Consider the following 20,149-nt stretch of genomic DNA (forward strand, 5'->3'; position numbering starts at 1 on the left):
AACAGGGCGTGATCTTACATGTTTATTAAGGAAGGATTGGTTCTTTCCCTTCACGCTTCTCTTGCTGATCAGGGGCTGACAAGAGGCAATAATGCCACACCTACCACCAAATGGCATGATCTTAGTGGGAATAACAACCACGGTACCTTACATGGGTTTCAATACAACTCCCAAAGTGGGTGGACAGGAAACAATACAGCTTCGCACCCGTATACCCTTTATTTTGATGGATACGGCGGCTATGTTACTTGCGGTAGAGCTTCTCAACTGAAGCTTGCCGCAAGTATTACATTTGAAGCCTGGTTCTACTTCATTGGCGGAAGTATTGTGCTGTCTTCAGGGGGGCAAGTTGAGGGTACACAAGGAATTGCTCTCTTATGTAACGATATGGGCGAATTGGAATTACATGTGACAACTCCTGACAACCAGGCCATGTTTAACCTGGGCTACCAATCTAAAAGTGAATGGTATCACGTAATTGGCTCATTTGACGAGCATACAGGATACTTAAGTGCTTATCTCAATGGAGCTCCACAAGGAAGGTCTAAAGCCATATCTGGAACGTATACAGATCCTTTATCTGACTTGATGATAGGACGACACCATAAAGAGATGACAAAATGGTTCCGAGGAACAATTCCAGTGGTCCGCATTTATAACAGGGCTTTGTCTATGGATGAAGTAGCTCAAAACTACTTGGCTGGGTATCTGTTATATAAAAACGAGAGCCAGATACCCTCACATATCATAGTCCCTAAAGGCCATGATGTTCGTTGCTCATTACAAATAGGTACAAGTGGCATTGTGAAAGGGAAGTACCGTAGTATCCCATCGGGCGTAAAGGACATACCATCCAGCATCAAGATTAATCAAGCAGTTGGATTCGCAGGTAGTCTGTATATAACGCCACAAACAATTTTACAAGGGAAATACCATATTAAGCGGCAGACTAATAGCGATATTTCATCCTCTATTTCTATCCATCATACGAATCACCTAGAATCAAAGCTTTCTGTTCGGCCAAAGGCTATTCTGTCAGGAAAATATCAGATAAAAGAGCTATTTAGTCAGGATGTAGACAGTACCATCCAGATCATTCAAAGAGACACATTAGTATGTCACCTATCTCTTTTGCTAAAGGGGCAGCTAACGAGCCGATATCTAGTGAAAGGCATAACTGCTAACGAGTTGTCGGCCTCTCTCACAATTACAAATACCTCTAATTTAGCAGGAAAACTAGGAGTTACATCCAGCCAAAAACTGATAGCTCAATATAAGATCATCGAGACTACAGTAGACGATCTTACCTCTTGGCTAAACATCACTGCTACATCTCAGCTATCTTCTAGAGTAGGAATTAGTACACAGACTCGACTTATCGGTAGGTACGACATGATACCGGTTGAAGGCAGTGATTTAGTTTCTTCCCTTAATATAACAAGCAACGCTGATTTCAACAGTCGATTGAAGATAGCTACACGTGGATTCCTAAAAGCCAAATATGGAATGATAAGAGGCGATTATTCTAATCTTGCCTCTAACCTGTCGATTAAAGAAACAAATGATGTACCTTCGTCTCTTGGCATTGCTCCGTATACAAGGGTAATCGCCAAATACGGAATCATTGCTAACTATGCTTCTGATATTTTAGCAGATATGACTATTAAGGTGAGTAGCAATCTGCCAGCACTGCTACGAATTTCTCCCTACACTTATATCAGAAGTAAGTACGAGATTTTGGCTCCACCTGAATTTACTGCGATTTTGTATGCAACTAAGGATGCTTTTGTTCGAGAAGCAGTCCCAAGATTGAATTATGGCATTGAACAACAAATGTATATCGGACACGATTCTTCTTTGCAAGATACGTTCCGTTCCTATATAGGGTTTGATCTAGCAGTAGCTTCTATCCCACCTAGCAATGTTACCATTAAAAAAGCGGTCGTAAAGCTGTATGTCGATGGTAGAAATATACCGCCTAAGCAGGTCCAAATGATCGAACCAGTCACAAATTGGACTGAATATGGGATCACCTGGAAGAACCAGCCTTATCCATTTGGATTTGATTCGCCTACATCGTCGTATGATGGGATTAATGTAATAGAGAGCATCGAGGGGAATTCCAGGTATATTCCTTTTGATATTACAGACTCTATTAAAAAATGGTATGAGAAAAAGAAAGACAACTTTGGATTTATCGTGAGAGCTTTCAATGAGCTTGAGAATTCATCGCTTACTTTCTTTACCAGAGAACAAAGGTCACATAGACCTATCTTAGAAATAACGTATTATGACACGCGAATATATAGCCTAGGAAGAGATAGCTGCTGGTCGGAAATAACGGTTAGACAAAGTAAGTCATCAGATGTAGTCTCAGCTCTACGGATTAGACAATTCCAAGGTTATGGGGATTTGCCAGTTCACTTATTCCTTGTCAGTCCGCGGGATCTTTTATCTGAGCTGACCGTGAATAGGGAGCAATTGATAAGTCGTATATCTGTAAGACAGTCAGCTCACCATGATACAGCAGGTTATTTGAAGGTCTTCACAAAAGAAGCTTTCTGGATTGAGAGTAGTCTATTTGTAAGTGTGCCAGACAGGCCTTCTCACATCTATATCTTAAATAGAGAAGATGTAAACTCTAAGCTAGCAGTAAGACGCGAGGGTTTGCCATATCCAAAGATTCATTCAACTCTATTCATTAATCGGGATGTAACCGTTGGAGAAGTGATTGTACGGCAATCGTCCAAAATAGATTTCTTTTCCGATTTGACTGTAAATAGAGATGATTTGCATGCTTCCTTATCGGTCTATAATGGCTTTGACACTTTAGGATTTTTATCTATTACGGTAGAGGATCAGGTAGATTTATCAGCTAGTGGATTTGTAAAATTCCATGACAGCCTGTCAAGTATGCTGCTAGTCCATAAAACCCACATGCATGGCAGCTTGAATGTGGTGTATGCATCCCATCTTGCCGCTTCCCTTCACGTTCGGATTGCAGAAGATGAGCAATTAAAAGCAAAACTAGCAGTAAAGTTTAGAAACAATCTTTTATCAAGTTTATCTATTTATCCTAAATTTGATGTTCCTTCTCATATATTTGTGCTCTCTGGATATCTTACAGGACACTTAGCTATTCCCTATCAGAAAGGAAAGGATATACCTTCTTTTGTCACTATTAGGGTAAAAGCTGTCTCAGATTTGGAGAGTTTCAACCAGGTTCAATCAGGATATTTAGGGTCAAGTATTCAGGTTCGCACTAGTACACAACATGATGTTCCTTCTTCATTGGCCGTTCAATTACAAGACAGATCCGAATGTTCTGCTCACTTGGTGGTAAACGCCTTAGGGAAAGCTGATGTAGAAGGCCAAATTAGTGCCCGTAAAATGCGTTACGCCTTTCTGTGGTGTTTCTTTGCCGTTCGATTATCCGACTCTGCTTCAGTAGACAGTAATCTGATCGTTCGAGTAGCTGATGGGGATGATTTACATTCAACCATTTCCATTAGAGTATTCTCAAATGCCAATCTAGTAAGTCATGTCGCTGTCAGACGAGAGGATTTCTCTGAATTACTTTCCTTATTGCTCCTAAAAGAGCATCATAATCTCTTAGGAACAATGGCTATTCGGGTTCAAAATAATGCCGATATTTGGTCATCCATGGAAATATGGGAAAAATCCTTACTGAGCGGAAATATTAGCGTACGGAAGAACATTGACTCCGATCTCTCATGCTCATGTATCATTAACGTATACAGTGAGATTGAAAGTCATATTGATGTCGTAGCTGAATATGGGTATGTCTTTATTATGTAAAAGTAATAACCTCTGTCCTTCGTGGCAGGGGTTAATTTTTTACTCATTTTACTTATATTAAAAGATGTTGAAACAGAAGTGATGACTGCTGTACAAAATTGTTTCACGTAAGTCCAGTATTAAGCATCGAAAACGATGCAACTTTCCCTAGCTTATACGAGGATCACAGCCTTGAACGTAACGTAACGTATACAGACAAAAAGAAGGTGAAATGAGCATGGATGCGAATGTGATGATCGCCATCATTGGGGGAGCAGTATCCCTTAGTACAGGTATTATTGGTTATATATCCGGCCGAAATAACAATCAAAAAGAAGTTAGCATCTCAGATCGTCAATTATTATCGCAAGCTGAACAGACATTTCGAGCAGAATTGCGAGAGGAATTGCGAATCTACAAGGAAGAAATCAAGGCATTAAAACAGGAGATTGAGGTATTACGGCAAGAAAACTTCAAACTTCTGACGGAAAACAGATCGCTTAATACAAAAGTGGAATCGTTAATGCTACGTTTAGATGGGGATCACACTGATTAGAAATGTAGATGAATTCGATATGTAAAAGCGTATGAAAAACCTATTCCCCCTTCAAATGTGGAAAAGCTATGGTCGATACAAAATCAGCAGAGGGAAATGAAGAGGATTGAAACGAAAGGAGTGGCAATTGAAATGCTCACCCAAGCCTTGATTGATCTTACTGGTAACGGTTATGTAACTGATAATACCTGGGCTGAAAAAGTAAAAACTCGAATGTTAGCTCTGAGTAAGCGTAGCTTTATTATGACGTTGGTATTACAACGTATCCGAACAGGTGAAGGCAAATGACAGATCTTATATTGGAAAAAGCTCAGCTACTTATTTTATTAGCCTTTTTAACAGAATCCTTAACAGAAATAATAAAAGGACTGTTTTCGAAGTGGGTTAAAGACCAAATGACTTATTCTATGTCCATCTTACTAGGAATTATCCTCTGCTATGCTTTTGAGCTGAATCTTTTTGGCCTCCAACATATGTGGAAACATGTCTCTATTATTTCGGCTGGACTAATTGTGAGCCGAGGTGCCAATTATGTGCATAGTTTTGTCAAGAATCTAGGCATGCTACAAAAAGGACGCTAGTGATACTAACAGCATATTTGCAAGTAGCTTAAGAATGTATTATGTTACTGTCAAAAACGATAATTGATAGAAAAGAAAAAGGAGCTAATGGCGATTGATTCGTTATTGGCTCTTTTTATGTATGGCGAAGAATTGCTCTTTTAACTAAGGGAACGTACATTCCTGTTTCTAGGTGATTTATAAGTGGAAATATCGTGCAACTTTTCAAAAGGTTGTATCGACTACTATAGTATTTGCTACTGAAGGACTATTACCTTAGATGTAAAAATATAGTTGATACCTTGGGTCTTACACGTATGATCTGCTTTTAGTCCCGTAATTCTTTAGGTGATAAGTCCTTGTAAATCAAGATTTACTGATCTAAAAGTACACCAGAGTAGAGTTGCAACAAACAAATATCTTAACAAGGGGAGATGAAAATACGAGTTGAAAAAACAAAGCAAAATGTAGAGAATTAGGGGATTTTCTTACTTATACATATACTTCTTAAGAAAAAATTACTAAGGTTAGTTAGATTATGTCAGCCTTTACTTATATATAGAAGTGAAATCCTTTGGTATCAACTATCTATCAATGACAACACGTACTATGCAACAAAATTAGAATTCTCTATTCTTCTAATACCTATATGCACAAATATAAGTTTCTCTAGTAACCAATTATCAAAGTTGATTAGCTCTCATAATATTTGTAGTCGTTAGGAGGATTTATGATATGGAAAAAGCCAAGGGCACTGAGGAAATCCTAGATATTGGAATTTTAAATCCAATATTTGATTTTGTGTTGTCAGGGGTCCACATCGCAGATAGAGAGGATGTAAAGCATGATTCTATTGTAAGAATATTAACTGCAATGAATAAAGGAGCAATTAAAAAGGATATCTTTACTTTTTCTCATACGGTAATTAGAAGAACTGTCATGGATTACTACCGAAAAAAAAGACGAATGATTATCCAGAAAAGTACAATGGTTCATTTTTGTGATGGGGCCGACGATGAAAAAGGATCGACTGTTGATCATTTCTATGGTGTAGATTATGAAGTGGGCTACGGATTGGCTGATGTGCGTAATGATTATCTGTTTCATAAACACCTATTTACAAACCAAGAACAGAAGATTATTAGCTACATGCTATTTACCGAAGACGGAATAGATATGAAGCCTACGCAAATTTCCAATCAATTAGGGTTAAATAAGTCCCACGCTTCACGAGCCATGAACAAACTTAAGCACGTATGTTTGGTGTGATTCTGATAAAAAGAGGAGACGAAATCCATTCCATATTAAATATATCATTATGCTAATAAATCTGCAATCTAACTAGAAGGAATTTTCGCAACTTTTTAAAGTCATAAAACGACAATATTTAGTAAAAAAGCAAAAAACCATGAATTTCTAGTAAAAATGCATACCAAGTACAGCAAATATTTAGATTTATTGCATCTTTTCAATGATATAGATCGACTACTTTTACTATAAATGAAAATTTACTAGATATGTAGGTATGCGATCTTATGGCAGGATCGGATGACGAGTTTACCCCGATCATTATTTTTACATGAACATTTTATTATACACGATTAGCTAAAGAAAGCATGAAGGAGAGTTAACGAAAATGTTAGCTAGATATGTAGTAGGCGGAAGATTAGACCCTCCCTATTATCCTACCAAGACAAGAGCCCATTTTATCGGACGTGATATTTATGTAAAAGGAATGAGAAGCTCAGGTACTAAAAGAGTAATTACCGATACTTTTCATTTATCACACGACGTAGAGCTGTATGCGATATCCATAAAATCCGATATTATCACTCCCTCAGATTATTGGAATCTTCTTATTGGGAACAAATTGATTGCTAAAAATATTTATTGTAAAAATTTTGAAGAGGGGCTCTATTTTCAAGTCGCTCACCCTATTAAGGCCGGGACTATATGTAAATTAGAATTCTATACAGAGGCTGGCGACCGAAAACAAATAGAGGTTATGTTTCATCTTCTCTGTGATCCAGAAGCTGAACCAATTTTGACTGGAACCGTTGATAATGGAAATTATCCCGATCCGCTACCTCCTGATCCGGTTCCCTTACCCATTCCAGACGACGATGATACCTGTAAAAATCCAATTGTATGGAAACCGTATGTAACAGCAGCAGAAGCTGAGAAATGGTGTAACAGCATAAATATTGATGCTAATTTTCAACGGAATATTTATGCAGCTAACTATGTAACAGAAGGACTTGTTCATCTTTTGAATCACTGTTGCGGCTTCAAAACCATGATCACTAAACATAAACTCACGATAAATATCAAGGATGCAAAAGGCGCAAATGGTTACTTTAATCCTCCTACTGGCGAGGTTGTTGTGAACAAAAAATACGATTTTGCCAATGCGGATAAGATTGCACTAGCAGAATATCAATCTGGCCAAAAATCGTCTCCTCATAAATTACGAACGATTATCCATGAAATAGGTCATTGGCTACATTTTCATAATGTAGGAGCGGATCAATTTTACCGATTTTCAGCGCTTGATCCTGACAATTATGGTCCGAAAACCATCTTGTCGTATGCAGAGGCTACTTATATTGCGAATCATCTCTGTAGCTATGCGACCAGTTGGTATCCAATCGAATTAATTCCAGAGGCATTTACGGCGAAAGTGACCGATATCCCCATCGATCCGAAGATACAAGAATGGTACCAGCAATACGGTGGATATGAATGTAATAACTGGAAGGGGGGATAGCAATGGATTTTACGATACCTTGTGTTTTTTGTAAATATTTCAATCGTGATAGCAGGACAAAAATGAGTTGCATGGCTTTTCCGAATGGGATTCCCAAGCAAATACAAGAATTAAGGGTGATCCATACAACTCCGTTTGAGGGTGATAACGGAATCGTGTATGAGCCCTTGGATGAGACAATGGATTATTTTCTTTATTTTTCGGGAGAGGTTAGATAGTAAAGGAATGAACAATACATTGGGAGTGGATTACATGAAAAAAGAGATAGGACAAAAGGTAAAAGTATGTACGGATCTGGAATTCATGGATCAAATGATTACATCCGGTACGGTAGGTATCATTGAAGGTACGCAGAAGGGAAGTAATGGCCTTCGAGAATATGTAAAAGTAAAGGTAGCAGACATACAAATGGAGATTCCGGCAGAAGATTTTGAGAATCAATTTTCATATGTAACGGAACAAAAGAACAAGAATGGAAAAGGATAACGTGAAAAAAGAGACCGTTGTACGAAACGTTAGAAAACTGATGGTACTTTTTCCGGAAACACGTACCAATGATAAATTGCTACTCTCTTACTATTGGCGGCTGATTGATAAACTAGATTTTAGTAATATGGAATCTTTTATGCATGATTATATTGAAAAAGCGACGATTCCAGAAACGATAACCAGGGCAAGACGGTTTGCGCAGAAAGAATCTCCTTTTGAGCCAAAATCTAATGAGAAACTAGACCATTTCATCAGCTATCGTGCATAAATAAGCAAGATAAAAGGAAGCAGGTAATGTTGTAATGATAGGTTATTTAAATAAATGTCCACATTGCAAGGAAGAGGCATCCTTTGTATTGGAGGAATTGGAATGCGATAAGTCTCTGGTTGCCTGGTGCCGCTCGTGTGGGAACTACATCAATCAAACCTTTACATTAGAAACCTTTCGGAGATGGTGGGAAAGACACCAGCAGGGGGAGGAAAAGATCGCACCTCCAATCAAAAAAGAAGTGTTGGAAAAGTTGAAAATGCTAGAAGAGACTATCGCACAAGATTCCTCTTGTTATTTGAATCGAGTAGAAATACATTTGAAAGATTTTACTGATTACGTATATAAAAATGATACCGAGTAGTTCGAGTTTATGATAGTGATTTCACGTTTTTATCCTACTCAGCAGATGGAACATGCATAATAGTGTAAAAACACTGACTTTATTCATTTTGGAGTGAGAATATGATAAAATTTGATACCATTTTCCAAGATCAACAGTTTGGTGATACGAAGGCAACGATTGATCTTCACTTACTTGTTAAAATTTTGAGTGAGTATGTAGCTTTGCGAGAAGAAACCAAGCAATTATTGAAAAAAAACCAAGCTTTATCGGTCAACAATGAACAGCTTTGTAATCAATTACAGGATCAATATCAACAGATAAAACTGTTACAGAGCCAGATCGCTACGAATCAAAATCAAACGGGTAAGGACAGCAGCCAAAAAGATCAAAATGAATTATGGATAAAGCATGATCAGTTTTTTTGGGGCTTTTTTGATAGTAAAGAATAAATGACGAAGGAAAGAAGCGCCAGATGGGAGGGAAGCAGTGTACACGTTAGGTAAACTTATCGAAAAGATAGATGAGATTCAAAATGTTATGGAGCAAATAAACAGAGCGATGAGACATACTTCATCTGCTTCGGTAGAAGTGCTTCGTCGACATAAAGAACAACTAGAAGAGATCATAGAATATATTATGGAACAAGAAATTTCATCCTCCCTCGATTTGGAGGGCATGCTGATGAAACATAAAAAATGCTTGCGAGAATGTATGGAATCATCTTATAGCAATAAAAGGCCCTATACAGAGAGGAGCAGGGACTATACGCCATGAAAATAAAATGCAAGGATCTATATGAAGCTTTACAGCATACTCATAAGTCTCTAATGGACATGGGTTTAGATATCGCAAACATTGGTTGTGGTACAGCTAATTGCTTAGTTACTTATGAGCAGCTAAGGATAAAAGAGAGTAATATGGAGCTCTATAATGCCGACGTATCTTTGAAGGAAGTAGACCTTGATGATATACAGAAACAAATAGCTGCTTGCATGCGAGAGTGTGTAGACTTTTGAGACGGGAATACTCCCGTCTTTTTTGTTTTGATATTTGGTAGTAGGAGAACTGGTAGGGAGAATGCCTATTTGTAAGAATAGAAGGAATCACAGATGTTATTTTAATCGCAACGATCCAAGAGGGTAACACGACAACTATAGTATGACATTCTCAGGTAAAGGATGGTTGCATGATAATTGGAATGAAATCCATCATCGTAATACTGCTGACGATAACAGAGCTATCATCTATAAATCTGTTCTCCCAATTAGACAATCTCTCAGCAGGTCAAAAGAACACGGTTTCGTTTGCTACAACAGCTTCCATTTTTACTCAACAAAAACAAATGCAGGGGACGATCATACACCATATGATCTCTAAAAATATTTCCATCACAGAGGCAACAAAATTATCCAACTATATTCTTACTTTTTCGGAAAAGTACAACGTAGATCCTTTTCTAATCGTAGCAATAATCGAGGTCGAAAGCTATTATCATCCCAATCGGATTGGCAAGCATAAAGATACGGGCCTTATGCAAATCTTACCTTCTACACAAAAATATATGGGTATAAAAGGAGAGCTTACAGACCCGGAAGTGAATATTCATGTTGGCTGCAAGTATCTGGCCTATACGCAAAGCAGATTCGGACCAGAGCTGGGGATTATTGCTTATAACCAGGGAGAGGGAAATGTCGTACGTGGAACATTTAAAACAACCTACCTGATGAAAGTGAAAAAGGTCTGGTCAGCCATTAAAAATAACGTATCTTATAAAAAATATGGGGACTGTAAAATGTAATGATAGAAAGGAATATAATGCACTCTTTACCGCAAACATTGGAATAATCCTTGAGGGGACATATCCAAGTGACCAGTAGGGAGTGTATTTTTTATCGCCAAAAATGCCGGTCATATCTGCATCTTTTCGTTAGGATAGCTCGACTATTATAGGGAGAAGGGAAAAGAAAGAGATGACTAGGAGTGAACGAAAGCTTGTTAAGTCAACGATACCTCCGTTTACGGAAAGAAAGCATAAAAGATATGCACAATATAGACCTTATTCATGCCTGTAAAGAAGATAAAGAGCTGTTAGGAGAGTTTTTGGAAGAAAACAAGGAGTTTCTTTTCTCGATTATCAAACACTATAAAGGTAACGTTGAGGAATTGTGCTTTAAGTTTCGAGTAACAGAAGAAGAATTGCTTCAGCATGCTTATATTGGTGTTATTAGTGCTCTACAGGAGTTTGATTTTCATCGAGGATTCAAGTTTACAACCTTTGTGGTTAGACCGATAATCTGGGAGATCAATCAACTGCTTTATAACGATTCACGATTTGTAAGATTAAGCAGGGGAGCTGTAGAACAGATTAAGCGTATGATCGCTATTGAGGAAAAGCTAGGATATCGACCAAGCGAAGAGGAAATGGCTAAGCTGCTTGCTATACCGGTAGAAAGGTATAAGGAAATAGCCCGATTTAGTGATGAAATTGAACATTATCACGCGTATGAGAACTTCGAGATGATTGATCATAATTGCAGTAATATTGAAGAGCATGTAGTGGATAAGGTTTATGTAGAACATTTACTGGGAAGCTCAATTTGCAATGATTTTGAGAAAACAATTATGAAGCTTATCATGGAAGGTATAAATAATACTCAAATAGCCGAACGTCTTCAGGTCTATCCTATGACGATTAACAGAGCAATCATGCGTATTAGGAATAAAGTTCTGAATTTTCAATCGAACAAAACGGACCTGCAACAGCATGTCACCTCTAAATATGATCGGGAAATCAAACTTATTGAAGAGGAAAGTAGATTGCGCAACAAACTTATGTGTGTTAGCGAAATAGCAGAGCTCTTAAAGAAATCAGGATTTAACAGGCCTGCTTATTCGAATCGAATTTTATACTACATTCGGCAAAAGGTAAGTAAAAAGTGGCAGGATCAGCCTGCTAATGCTGGAAAGCCCGGGCAGAAGGCTAATTCTGTTAGAGATGTACAGCAATTGAACCCCAAACAAAACGCAAGGTAATGGTGAATGGACGATGGAATTAACATTTTACTATCGCTCGTCTTGTAGTTCATGTAGGAAATTATCAGCGACCTTAGATCAAATTATTGAGGAAAGGAAGCTTGCGATGCGTTCGATATGTGCTGAAAAGGAAGATACACTGGGAATTATGTATGTGCCACTCGTGATTATATCCTACCGCGGCTCTGAGGTAGGCAGATTTACAAGCGCTTTGAGCAAATCTGTCATTGATAATTACTTGGATGAACTTCAGCAATATATAGATGACTACCTGTAAAGAAACAAAATGATCGAAGAGATGGTCAAATGGACAAAAATTCGTTACAATATAAATGAGAATTATTATCATAATTAGATTTTACAACTATGGAGAAGCAAATGAGGAAAAGTAACACAACCGGAGTGATGGACAAATGAGCAACATTGGCTTTCACCAGAACTTTAATCTATTCTTTGACGAGCTTGGGTTGGCTCGACAAAATGTAGATCGTACAGAGCGGATGACGCTACATTCTTCAATTGGAGAGGGCTCTATCCGTCGCTTTGTCCCGCGTCCGGATATGGAGGTTGTGATTTCTGATTACACCTTCCATGACAAGCATGCAATGAGTTTTGCCCCGAGAGAAGAAATGGTTGAGCTGAGTTATTGCTTTCAAGGAGCAAGAGAGGTTAGTCTTCAGGGCGTTCGTCAGGAAATTGTTTCAGGAACTTGTACATTACAATTTATGAAACAGGAGCAAACTCGTTTTGAGTTTATGGGAAAGCAGCCCTTTTATATGCTTGGTATTGGTATTCCAGTTTCTAGCTTTCATCATTTTATGGAAGAGGCAGATGGTACTAGATCGGTTTATTTTTCGGATATCTTGGGAAAACGCTCTTTCCGGGCTTTTCAACAAACGATCGATCCCCCCTCCTCGATTATCCTGCAACGCTTGATAAAGCTAGTAGATTCACCAAGAACGCGAAAATTCGAGATAGAATGCACGATCATGGAAATTCTGTCTACAGCCTTCCGAACCTTTTTACTAGATAGGAATTCAGAATCGACTCAGCTTACCAAGGATGATATGGGAAAAATTCGCCAAGCTCGTGCGATCATGCTCGAATGTATGGCAGAGCCGCCAACATTAATCGAATTGTCTCGAATGATCGGACTTAATGACTATAAGTTAAAAAACGGCTTTAAGGAAATGTACGGGACTACAGTATTTGGATATTTACGGAATAAACGAATGGAAACGGCGCTTTTATTACTGCAAGGCGGCAAAATGAATGTGAACGAAGTATCGTGCGCAGTCGGGTACTCTAACCCTAGTTATTTTGCAGAAGCTTTTCGGGAAAGGTATGGTGTTAACCCTAGTGAGTTGGTTCGCCGTTCCGTTTCCTCTTACCGCGAGTGAAAATAAGATTCACAGGCATAGCAATCCACTGTCATATTGGCTGATAAAAAAACATAAGGATTTTTTCACCTAAACTGCCTGATAAGGGCAGTTTTTTTATTGCTTTTGGATTGGCGAATCGCTGGACAAGTGCAGATATGTAGAATGAAAGCCTTCACACAGGTTATGAAATGATAGATTGATAAATATCCCGCTAACCGCAATCTCATTTCCTCTACTGGTAGATATCAGGCGAACCCGCATTATAAGATGTATGCATTGATAATTAATCTCATTTGCCAAGTTGTTAGGGTAATGAAACAAAACCGCCCAAGGAAGCGGTAAAAAAGGAGAAGCAGAAGAAGATGCAGATAACAAAGATACTGACTATTATCGTAGGGGTGGCTATGCTACTGCTAGCTACAGGATGCACAGGAGCAGGCAAACCGAATACGGGAGTAACGGAAGAACAAACAACAGCTACCACAGCTAACGAAAAATCATCCTCCCATTCCTTCCCAAAAACAATGAAACACATGAAGGGAGAAACCGTTATACAGAATAAGCCAGTTAAAATTGCTACGCCATACATTGCTTTTGTAGACTATTTAGCTGTTCTGGATGAATATCCTTATGCCGCATCAGGGATTTCAACCATTGAACAAAACTTTCCTAATCTTAGTAAACGTATAGCAGGGAAAGCTATCATAGACCTTGGCTTAGAGGCAAATATGGAAAAATTACTAAGCGCGAAACCAGATTTGATCATTGCAGCGGATGACATGATTGGCCAGTATGAACAATTAAGTCAGATTGCTCCAACTGTTATTTTTCCTCAAGCAGGTGATTGGCGAGAGACATTAGAGCAGATCGCTGCTGTAATTGGGAAAGAGGATGCAGCGACGAAGATATTAGCAGATTTTGACCAAAAGTCAGCAGACTACAAAAAGAAGCTGGCTTTTAGAAGCCAAGAGTCTGTGCTATTTACCATGTCACGAAGCAAGGATCAATTTGTAACCTGGGAGGAAAAACGCTTCGAGCCTTTTTATAAGGGATTAGGGCTAAAACCGGTGCCAGGAGCAAAAAAAGGTGGTCAATTGTCATTGGAGAGCTTGGCCCAACTAAATCCGGATCATCTGTTTGTGATTAATAATTGGCAAGATCCAATTGCGGGGGGAGTCAAGGAAGCGTTGAAAGATAATCAGGTATGGAACAGTTTGAAGGCAGTCAAAAACAAGCAGGTGTATTTTTTAGAGGACCCTTCACTACCTGGACCGATGGCGTTAGCTAAAATTGACGGTTTGGAACAAATTATGCAAGCAATGGGGAAAAAATAAGAAGCGTAAAGGGAAAATAATCTAACAAATAATAGAAAAGGGGATGTATGATGAAATTGAGATTCGCGGTTATGTTCTTAATTGTGCTAGCTGGCATGATTTCAATAGCCGCCTTTAACCCGGTCATTGGTCCTCTTTCACGCAATTTAGGACTAAGCGAGGTTCAATCAGGTTGCTTGGTTTCGATCACAGGAATTTGTTGGTTACTAGGTGGTTACTATTGGGAACGAAGACCAGCCAAAAGTAGAAAAAAATTACTAGCTTCTATTATGTTTGTCTATTTAGTTACCCTAATCGTATTTGCTTTGCTCGCGGACAATGCCAAGAGTAATATGCTGGGTGCTGGTTCCGCTAGTTTATTTTGGATATTTTTGATTTTACGAGCCATTGCAGGCTTTTTCTTTGGGGGTATTCCTGCTAAAGCTCAAGCATATGTAATGGGCTGGACAACGCAGGAAACACGCACATGGGGGATGGCACTATTCGGTGCGGCAAATGGTCTTGGTTTCGTGCTGGGACCAGCGATGAGTGGCGGATTAGCAGTGATTAGTCTGACCGTACCGATGTATGGGGTAGCTATTCTTATGTTGGTGATTACCGTTATTTTCCTGTTAACCATTCCAGATGAACAGGAAAGTGAGATTCGTCGAACAACAGCCACGATCTCCCCAAATGATTCACGAATCCGCCTTTATCTGTGGATTGGATTTATTTTATCTACTGCACTTAATATCGTCCAGGTTACGATTGGATTTTATATCCAAGATACCTTGGGCTACAATGCTCAAAAAGCGACACAGCTTATCGGACTTGGGTTAGCTATTTCGGGTATTATGGTTGTTGCTTCTCAAGTTCTCATCAGTAAGTATTTGAAATGGAAACCTGCAAAAGTGCTGCGAGTAGGTCTTTCATGTGTGACTTTAGGTTTAGTAGGATTTTTGTTGTTCATACGCTTTGCATACATTGATTTTGCTATTTTGGGAATTGGAATAGGGTTTACCTTATTAGGATATAGCTCGGGAGCTTCCCTAGCTGTTGAGGACCATGAACAAAGAAGTGTTGCCTCCTTTATTGCTGCGCTACAAGGGGGAGGCTCGTTCTTTGGGCCTGTTATCGGTACGTTGCTGTATACAAGCAATAAGGTGCTACCATTCTCGTTTTGTGTACTTTTGATTTGTTTGTCAGGACTTTCTTTATTTAGAAAAAGACATCGTGTAAGGGTTTCTGTATAGCAGGAAAAAAGCGGAAAAATAGATGAATGAACTTCGGGAGCGTAAAGATTTACTGGCTCTCGGAGTTTTTTTTGTATCGGAAAAAATAGTAAAGCTTATTCTTGATTTATGGTATAATTCAAAACATTCAAAATGTAGGTAAGCTTAACTATAGACGATATTCGTAAAGGGAGGCTTTGTAGGTTAGAGAAAAGTTCAACAACTAGAGAAAGCTGTGTTGAGAGACTGCGCGATAAGGTTCAATTACCCAAATGAACCAATGTAATAACAAAGGGGTGGACGTATGCTTCAAATTGTAAAATTGAATAAAGAAGATTACCCTAATGGGAAGGTCATTACATATCAATATCAATCAGATTATTATTACGATGTGCGGATGATATCTAGTGAGAGGGGATGGAGTGTAGACCTCAGCGTAGAAAAATTCGAGAAAACGTTTCAAAAAAAGGAGCTTGGCAATCTCTTTGATGATGATAAAGATGAGCTTGAGTGCTACGCTGCCCTGCGAGATAACAGAGAAGTGGGGATTATCACAATTGCTTATGCAAGCTGGAATCAGAGCTGTGTTATTTGGGATTTGTATGTAAATGAAGAGTGCAAGAGACAGGGGATAGGCAGAGAATTAATTCGTTTTGCTTGTAAACGAGCCAAGGAACTCAATAGTCGCATGATTACTCTAGAAACTCAGACTTCTAATCATCCAGCTATTCAATTTTATTTAGCCTGTGGGTTTACGTTTATCGGATTGAATGTCATGAGCTATTCAAACCAGGACATTGAGAAAAAGGAGGTCAGGATTGAATTGGCCCAATCCTTGAAGTGAATAATGGAGCAGTGAAGTAAATGGGGGAATAATCCAATAAGAGAGTCCCCTTTCCATAAAACGTGGTCGAACTTAATTATTGTTAAAAGCGTTCTATATGAAAGGGGAAATAACAAAACCATTGGGATTTATTCTAATCAGGCATTCAGATTAAAGATTTTATTGGCTAAAATAAGCCTTTATTGCTTTATAAACCATGTTAAGAGTTATAGCCAACAATATGACTGCTATTCCTCTTGCTTTTTTATTTTCCCACACCTTAACCAAAGCATATATACTTGAGGCTAGTATAAGTAAGCAGATAATAATATCTAACATAGTTAATCCTTAATAGGGTGTAATTTTATTTTTTAGTAGGTCATACGCATCTGCAAGAGCTTCTTTACCTGCATTTGAGGCATTGTAGAGTTTGACTGCATTCCAGCCTGCTACCCCTGCTTCTGGAAGTAGCAAAATGACGGTTTCCCAAGTTACCAAAGCCGCACCTAGCATTGATGCAATTGCGACTTGTGCATCTATTATATCTGCATGTTTACTATCAACTTTGTCTGCATATCTAATGAATTTGGATACGTTACTATTACCTTTGCTATATTTTGTTAACCTTTTACCTTTAGGCTCCTCTAAAAAATCATTTACCTTTGGAAAAGCCTTAAGATAATAATAGTCGTCATTAATTTCATCGTAAGTGACTACTCCCGGACGACCGCCACTCTCACCTTTAAAGGCTTTTGCAAAGGAAGCCTTATCTTCGCTTGCTGTAACAGGTTGACTTAAAAAGTCTTGAGATAATTGTTCACCATCAATAAAAAACTTTTTATCACTAGTTATCTTAATCTCGGTAACTTTTCGCTCCGTAGTGTTTTCATGTTCCTCATGATAGTATTTGTTTTCTGTTATTGTTATCAATTTTACTAAGGTTTCTTCTGAATCTTTCGTTACTTCCCTATAAACCTTTTCCATTTCTTCTCCGATTTCATTGCCTTCCATATCTAGTATCGGGGTTTTTTCATCATAAACCAAATCGCTTGATTCAGCCCTTGCCGATTGAATATTTTGAATGCCGAACATGCTGAAAATTAGGGCAAAAACCATCATTAAACTTGTTATTTTCTTGAACATAATAGTCCTCCTAGTTCATTTCAATACTTACAACCGCCTGATTAAAAAAAAATTCCAATTAACGATTTAACAATATACTAATTTTTGGTTTTTTTCTAGACTTTTCCATAAATTTGTCGTAATACAATTTTATTCATTATTTTTCGCTGTATCATCTCTTCATGTAACGAAGCCGACTTTCTCTGATAAGTGGTATGCAGCTGATATAAAAAAGCGCGAGATACAGAATGATTCTTTCTCTAAGCCAGCTAAAGCAACCTATGACAAAATTATTTCTCTCATTCCTAGTCTTAAAAAATTCCCGGTTATGAATGTCAGTTATCATTATTCGATTAGTTCTTTTGAGATATTACTTTCATCAGGGAGATGAGAAAAAATGGGGGGCTAGTATATTTATTGATCAAAAAACCGGTAAATTGAAATCGGTAGTTCATATTCAAACTCCTTTGAAATCCCTTCCTCCAGACGAAACAGCAAAACAAAAAGCCATGGCATTCCTGAAAGAATTATATGGAGACAAAGCAAAAGCATACAAAGTTAAAGATATTATGGACTCATGAGCTGCTTGTACTAGGTATATGGATGCTAACGACCAGCTTTATTTTTATTTATGGAAATATAATAAGTCAAAATTATAATACTCTATTGAAGGAAGGAAGCCATACAAAAATTTGCAATTGAATTGGGCTATTTGAAATCAGCTTAACAAAATAGTTAGGGAGGAAAACCTTAAAAGCGAGCTATGTAAAATGCCTATTTATAAAAAATACCCCATAATGGGGCAAAGATTAAGGTTTCAGGACTGAAATGGCGTGACGAACTTTATAGGCAAATTGGACGGGATCGTCAATTGATTCAAAGTGTATAAACATGATACCAGGGTTGTTAAAAAGCCAGTGATTGTGAAGGGCGGTAACCAGTATATCGTAATGTCGAAGAGCAGAAATGAATGGGTTAATTTCTTCTGGGAGAATTACTGTTTCTCCCAAACAAAGCGCCTTCCCATTTTGATCCATTGATTCAAATGAAAACATCATCGGTATTGTTAGAAAGTGGATCTATAGCCATTGAATTCGTCTCCTTCTAAAGTTTTTATTATAGTGTACTTCTGTGGAAAAAAAGTGCCTTTAGGTGATAGCCCATTTTCAAAACGGGAATTATGGAGTGGGATTGATGAGTAGGGCTGACACAATAAAAAATCTATACGATCAAGCTAAGGATTTTTAAAGCAAGGTATGCCCATTTTACAATGAACAAACCATTCAAAGATAAGAAATCGTGTGCCGTAATGGGGGGGGATGATGGGCAAAAACCACCGCACATGGTTCTGGATGAACTATTCGAGTGGGCTGAAGAAAACGGTATGGATCGGGTTATGGATACAAATTTCGTGAACTCGAAGATGATCTAACGTTTTTAGATGAGTACTTCATACAACACACGGTTCGTAAATGGGGAAGTCTAGTATGAGAGAACTTCAGCATCAAGGTCTCTCTTCCTAAATTTTATTCAATCCGGGGTCTGGTTGGATAACAATCCGGGGATTTCACATCGGACACTTCAGATAGCTTCATCAAATAATAACACTCTTCCCGTGACATATGATCTGCCATAAGTGGAGATAACGTTCCTAATAACTCATCCTTTAATCGTAGATCCTCAAGTTCATGCAAAAAGCCCTGAAATAATTTAATTTCCATTTCAGCTTGATGATTAAAACGATTGAGTGCTGGAAAGTCAGGTAAATTTGTTCGTAGGTAACCAGCTAATGCTTTTAGATAAAAGTGCTGAAATTGATTCGAAAAGTGCATGCTTTTTTGTTTATAGTCATTTTCCACCATATCCAGATTAGAAGAGATGGATTCAGCATGGCCAACAGCATCAGAGAGCCATACCAGATGCAAATGTAGGGGATGATAGGATGGGGGCCAATTACCAGATAAACAGGTCTCCAAGATTCGTTCATATTCTTCCAGCTCATTAATCATATGGTTTATAAAAGTTGGAGGAAGGCTAATGGAAATCTTACCAATAAGATGTCGTTCTAAAAGATGTAGCTTAAACTGGCGCAGATTTTGTACCTCGGTATTTGCTTTTTGGTTGAGTTTATGAATTTCTTCAGCTGACAAATTCCTGCGTGCATAATCTAATAACTTGTCAAATGTATGAATGAAATAGTTAGCCTGCTCGATTTCTGTTTGCTCTTTTGGAGCCAATGATTCAAAAATAAATCGGGAATGATCTCCCAGGATTTGAAGCCAGAAACGGTTTTCAAAAAGAATATCATCGCAAGAAGTTTTCATCACGTCGTCCCCTCCCTTATACGTCCAGAATATGTGTGTAAAGCGAGAGGTATGCTAGGGGATTCAATAGATGTAACTTCAAGCCTATTCCTTGTCGGATAGGCTTTTTTCATACGAAAGCTCACTATAAGTAGAG

The 20,149-nt window shown here is 38.2% G+C and carries 24 protein-coding genes; 21 read left to right on the top strand and 3 right to left on the bottom strand.

Going from position 1 to position 20,149, the window contains the following annotated elements; translation table 11 throughout:
- Window positions 1-18 precede the first annotated feature (18 nt).
- The 20 genes from BRLA_RS10235 (at window position 19) to BRLA_RS10320 (ending at window position 16,588) form a co-directional block, all read left to right on the top strand.
- Window positions 19-3,819, top strand: a complete 3,801-nt coding sequence (locus tag BRLA_RS10235) for a DNRLRE domain-containing protein (protein ID WP_003337272.1) — start codon at window positions 19-21, stop codon at window positions 3,817-3,819.
- A gap of 217 nt (window positions 3,820-4,036) precedes the next feature.
- A complete protein-coding gene (locus tag BRLA_RS10240) occupies window positions 4,037-4,354 on the top strand; it encodes a coiled-coil domain-containing protein (RefSeq protein WP_003337273.1) in 318 nt (105 codons plus the stop codon).
- A 96-nt stretch (window positions 4,355-4,450) separates the two neighbouring features.
- Window positions 4,451-4,642, top strand: coding sequence for a hypothetical protein (locus BRLA_RS23650; protein WP_141397653.1), 192 nt, complete (start codon window positions 4,451-4,453; stop codon window positions 4,640-4,642).
- Entirely contained in the window at window positions 4,639-4,935 is a 297-nt protein-coding gene (locus tag BRLA_RS10245; RefSeq protein WP_003337275.1) for a hypothetical protein, read from the top strand. Before BRLA_RS23650 ends, BRLA_RS10245 begins: the two co-directional genes overlap by 4 nt.
- A 714-nt stretch (window positions 4,936-5,649) precedes the next feature.
- Window positions 5,650-6,183, top strand: a complete 534-nt coding sequence (locus BRLA_RS10250) for a sigma-70 RNA polymerase sigma factor region 4 domain-containing protein (RefSeq protein ID WP_003337276.1) — start codon at window positions 5,650-5,652, stop codon at window positions 6,181-6,183.
- A 367-nt stretch (window positions 6,184-6,550) separates the two neighbouring features.
- Window positions 6,551-7,681 (top strand): hypothetical protein, encoded by a 1,131-nt coding sequence (locus BRLA_RS10255; RefSeq protein WP_003337277.1) that lies wholly within the window; start codon window positions 6,551-6,553, stop codon window positions 7,679-7,681.
- Window positions 7,682-7,743: 62 nt separating this feature from the next.
- Complete coding sequence (locus BRLA_RS10260; RefSeq protein ID WP_236867742.1) at window positions 7,744-7,899, top strand: hypothetical protein; 156 nt, start codon at window positions 7,744-7,746, stop codon at window positions 7,897-7,899.
- Between the two features lie 34 nt (window positions 7,900-7,933).
- Entirely contained in the window at window positions 7,934-8,167 is a 234-nt protein-coding gene (locus BRLA_RS10265; protein ID WP_003337280.1) for a hypothetical protein, read from the top strand.
- On the top strand, window positions 8,154-8,438 hold the full coding sequence (locus BRLA_RS10270; RefSeq protein ID WP_003337281.1) for a hypothetical protein: 285 nt from the start codon (window positions 8,154-8,156) through the stop codon (window positions 8,436-8,438). Before BRLA_RS10265 ends, BRLA_RS10270 begins: the two co-directional genes overlap by 14 nt.
- A 34-nt stretch (window positions 8,439-8,472) precedes the next feature.
- Window positions 8,473-8,802: a hypothetical protein gene (locus BRLA_RS10275; protein WP_003337282.1), complete on the top strand. Its 330-nt coding sequence runs from the start codon at window positions 8,473-8,475 to the stop codon at window positions 8,800-8,802.
- 101 nt (window positions 8,803-8,903) lie between these two features.
- On the top strand, window positions 8,904-9,233 hold the full coding sequence (locus BRLA_RS10280) for a hypothetical protein (RefSeq protein WP_003337283.1): 330 nt from the start codon (window positions 8,904-8,906) through the stop codon (window positions 9,231-9,233).
- Between the two features lie 37 nt (window positions 9,234-9,270).
- A complete protein-coding gene (locus BRLA_RS10285) occupies window positions 9,271-9,558 on the top strand; it encodes a hypothetical protein (RefSeq protein ID WP_003337284.1) in 288 nt (95 codons plus the stop codon).
- Complete coding sequence (locus BRLA_RS10290; RefSeq protein ID WP_041752094.1) at window positions 9,555-9,800, top strand: hypothetical protein; 246 nt, start codon at window positions 9,555-9,557, stop codon at window positions 9,798-9,800. The genes BRLA_RS10285 and BRLA_RS10290 overlap by 4 nt, the downstream gene beginning before the upstream one ends.
- A gap of 170 nt (window positions 9,801-9,970) precedes the next feature.
- Window positions 9,971-10,582 (top strand): transglycosylase SLT domain-containing protein, encoded by a 612-nt coding sequence (locus BRLA_RS10295; protein ID WP_003337286.1) that lies wholly within the window; start codon window positions 9,971-9,973, stop codon window positions 10,580-10,582.
- 194 nt (window positions 10,583-10,776) lie between these two features.
- Window positions 10,777-11,817 carry a sigma-70 family RNA polymerase sigma factor gene (locus BRLA_RS10300; protein WP_003337287.1) on the top strand — a complete coding sequence of 347 codons (1,041 nt, stop codon included), beginning with the start codon at window positions 10,777-10,779 and terminating at the stop codon, window positions 11,815-11,817.
- A 106-nt stretch (window positions 11,818-11,923) separates the two neighbouring features.
- On the top strand, window positions 11,924-12,094 hold the full coding sequence (locus BRLA_RS23960; protein ID WP_003337288.1) for a hypothetical protein: 171 nt from the start codon (window positions 11,924-11,926) through the stop codon (window positions 12,092-12,094).
- A gap of 136 nt (window positions 12,095-12,230) precedes the next feature.
- Window positions 12,231-13,217 carry a helix-turn-helix transcriptional regulator gene (locus tag BRLA_RS10305; RefSeq protein WP_003337289.1) on the top strand — a complete coding sequence of 329 codons (987 nt, stop codon included), beginning with the start codon at window positions 12,231-12,233 and terminating at the stop codon, window positions 13,215-13,217.
- 344 nt (window positions 13,218-13,561) lie between these two features.
- Window positions 13,562-14,533, top strand: coding sequence for an ABC transporter substrate-binding protein (locus BRLA_RS10310; protein WP_003337290.1), 972 nt, complete (start codon window positions 13,562-13,564; stop codon window positions 14,531-14,533).
- 47 nt (window positions 14,534-14,580) lie between these two features.
- Window positions 14,581-15,765: an MFS transporter gene (locus BRLA_RS10315; protein WP_003337291.1), complete on the top strand. Its 1,185-nt coding sequence runs from the start codon at window positions 14,581-14,583 to the stop codon at window positions 15,763-15,765.
- 283 nt (window positions 15,766-16,048) lie between these two features.
- Window positions 16,049-16,588 (top strand): GNAT family N-acetyltransferase, encoded by a 540-nt coding sequence (locus tag BRLA_RS10320; RefSeq protein WP_003337292.1) that lies wholly within the window; start codon window positions 16,049-16,051, stop codon window positions 16,586-16,588.
- Between the two features lie 327 nt (window positions 16,589-16,915).
- Here the strand turns inward: BRLA_RS10320 and BRLA_RS10325 are convergent, their stop codons facing one another.
- Window positions 16,916-17,710: a hypothetical protein gene (locus BRLA_RS10325; protein ID WP_003337293.1), complete on the bottom strand. Its 795-nt coding sequence runs from the start codon at window positions 17,708-17,710 to the stop codon at window positions 16,916-16,918.
- 311 nt (window positions 17,711-18,021) lie between these two features.
- Between BRLA_RS10325 and BRLA_RS10330 the strand changes: the two genes are divergently transcribed.
- Complete coding sequence (locus tag BRLA_RS10330) at window positions 18,022-18,270, top strand: hypothetical protein (RefSeq protein ID WP_003337294.1); 249 nt, start codon at window positions 18,022-18,024, stop codon at window positions 18,268-18,270.
- Window positions 18,271-18,498: 228 nt separating this feature from the next.
- Here the strand turns inward: BRLA_RS10330 and BRLA_RS10335 are convergent, their stop codons facing one another.
- Entirely contained in the window at window positions 18,499-18,747 is a 249-nt protein-coding gene (locus tag BRLA_RS10335) for a DUF1259 domain-containing protein (protein WP_258426276.1), read from the bottom strand.
- 468 nt (window positions 18,748-19,215) lie between these two features.
- Complete coding sequence (locus BRLA_RS10340; protein WP_003337297.1) at window positions 19,216-20,013, bottom strand: DUF2935 domain-containing protein; 798 nt, start codon at window positions 20,011-20,013, stop codon at window positions 19,216-19,218.
- Window positions 20,014-20,149: the final 136 nt, after the last annotated feature.

Origin of the sequence: Brevibacillus laterosporus LMG 15441, assembly GCF_000219535.2 — a bacterium.
Classification (GTDB): Bacteria; Bacillota; Bacilli; order Brevibacillales; family Brevibacillaceae; genus Brevibacillus_B; species Brevibacillus_B halotolerans.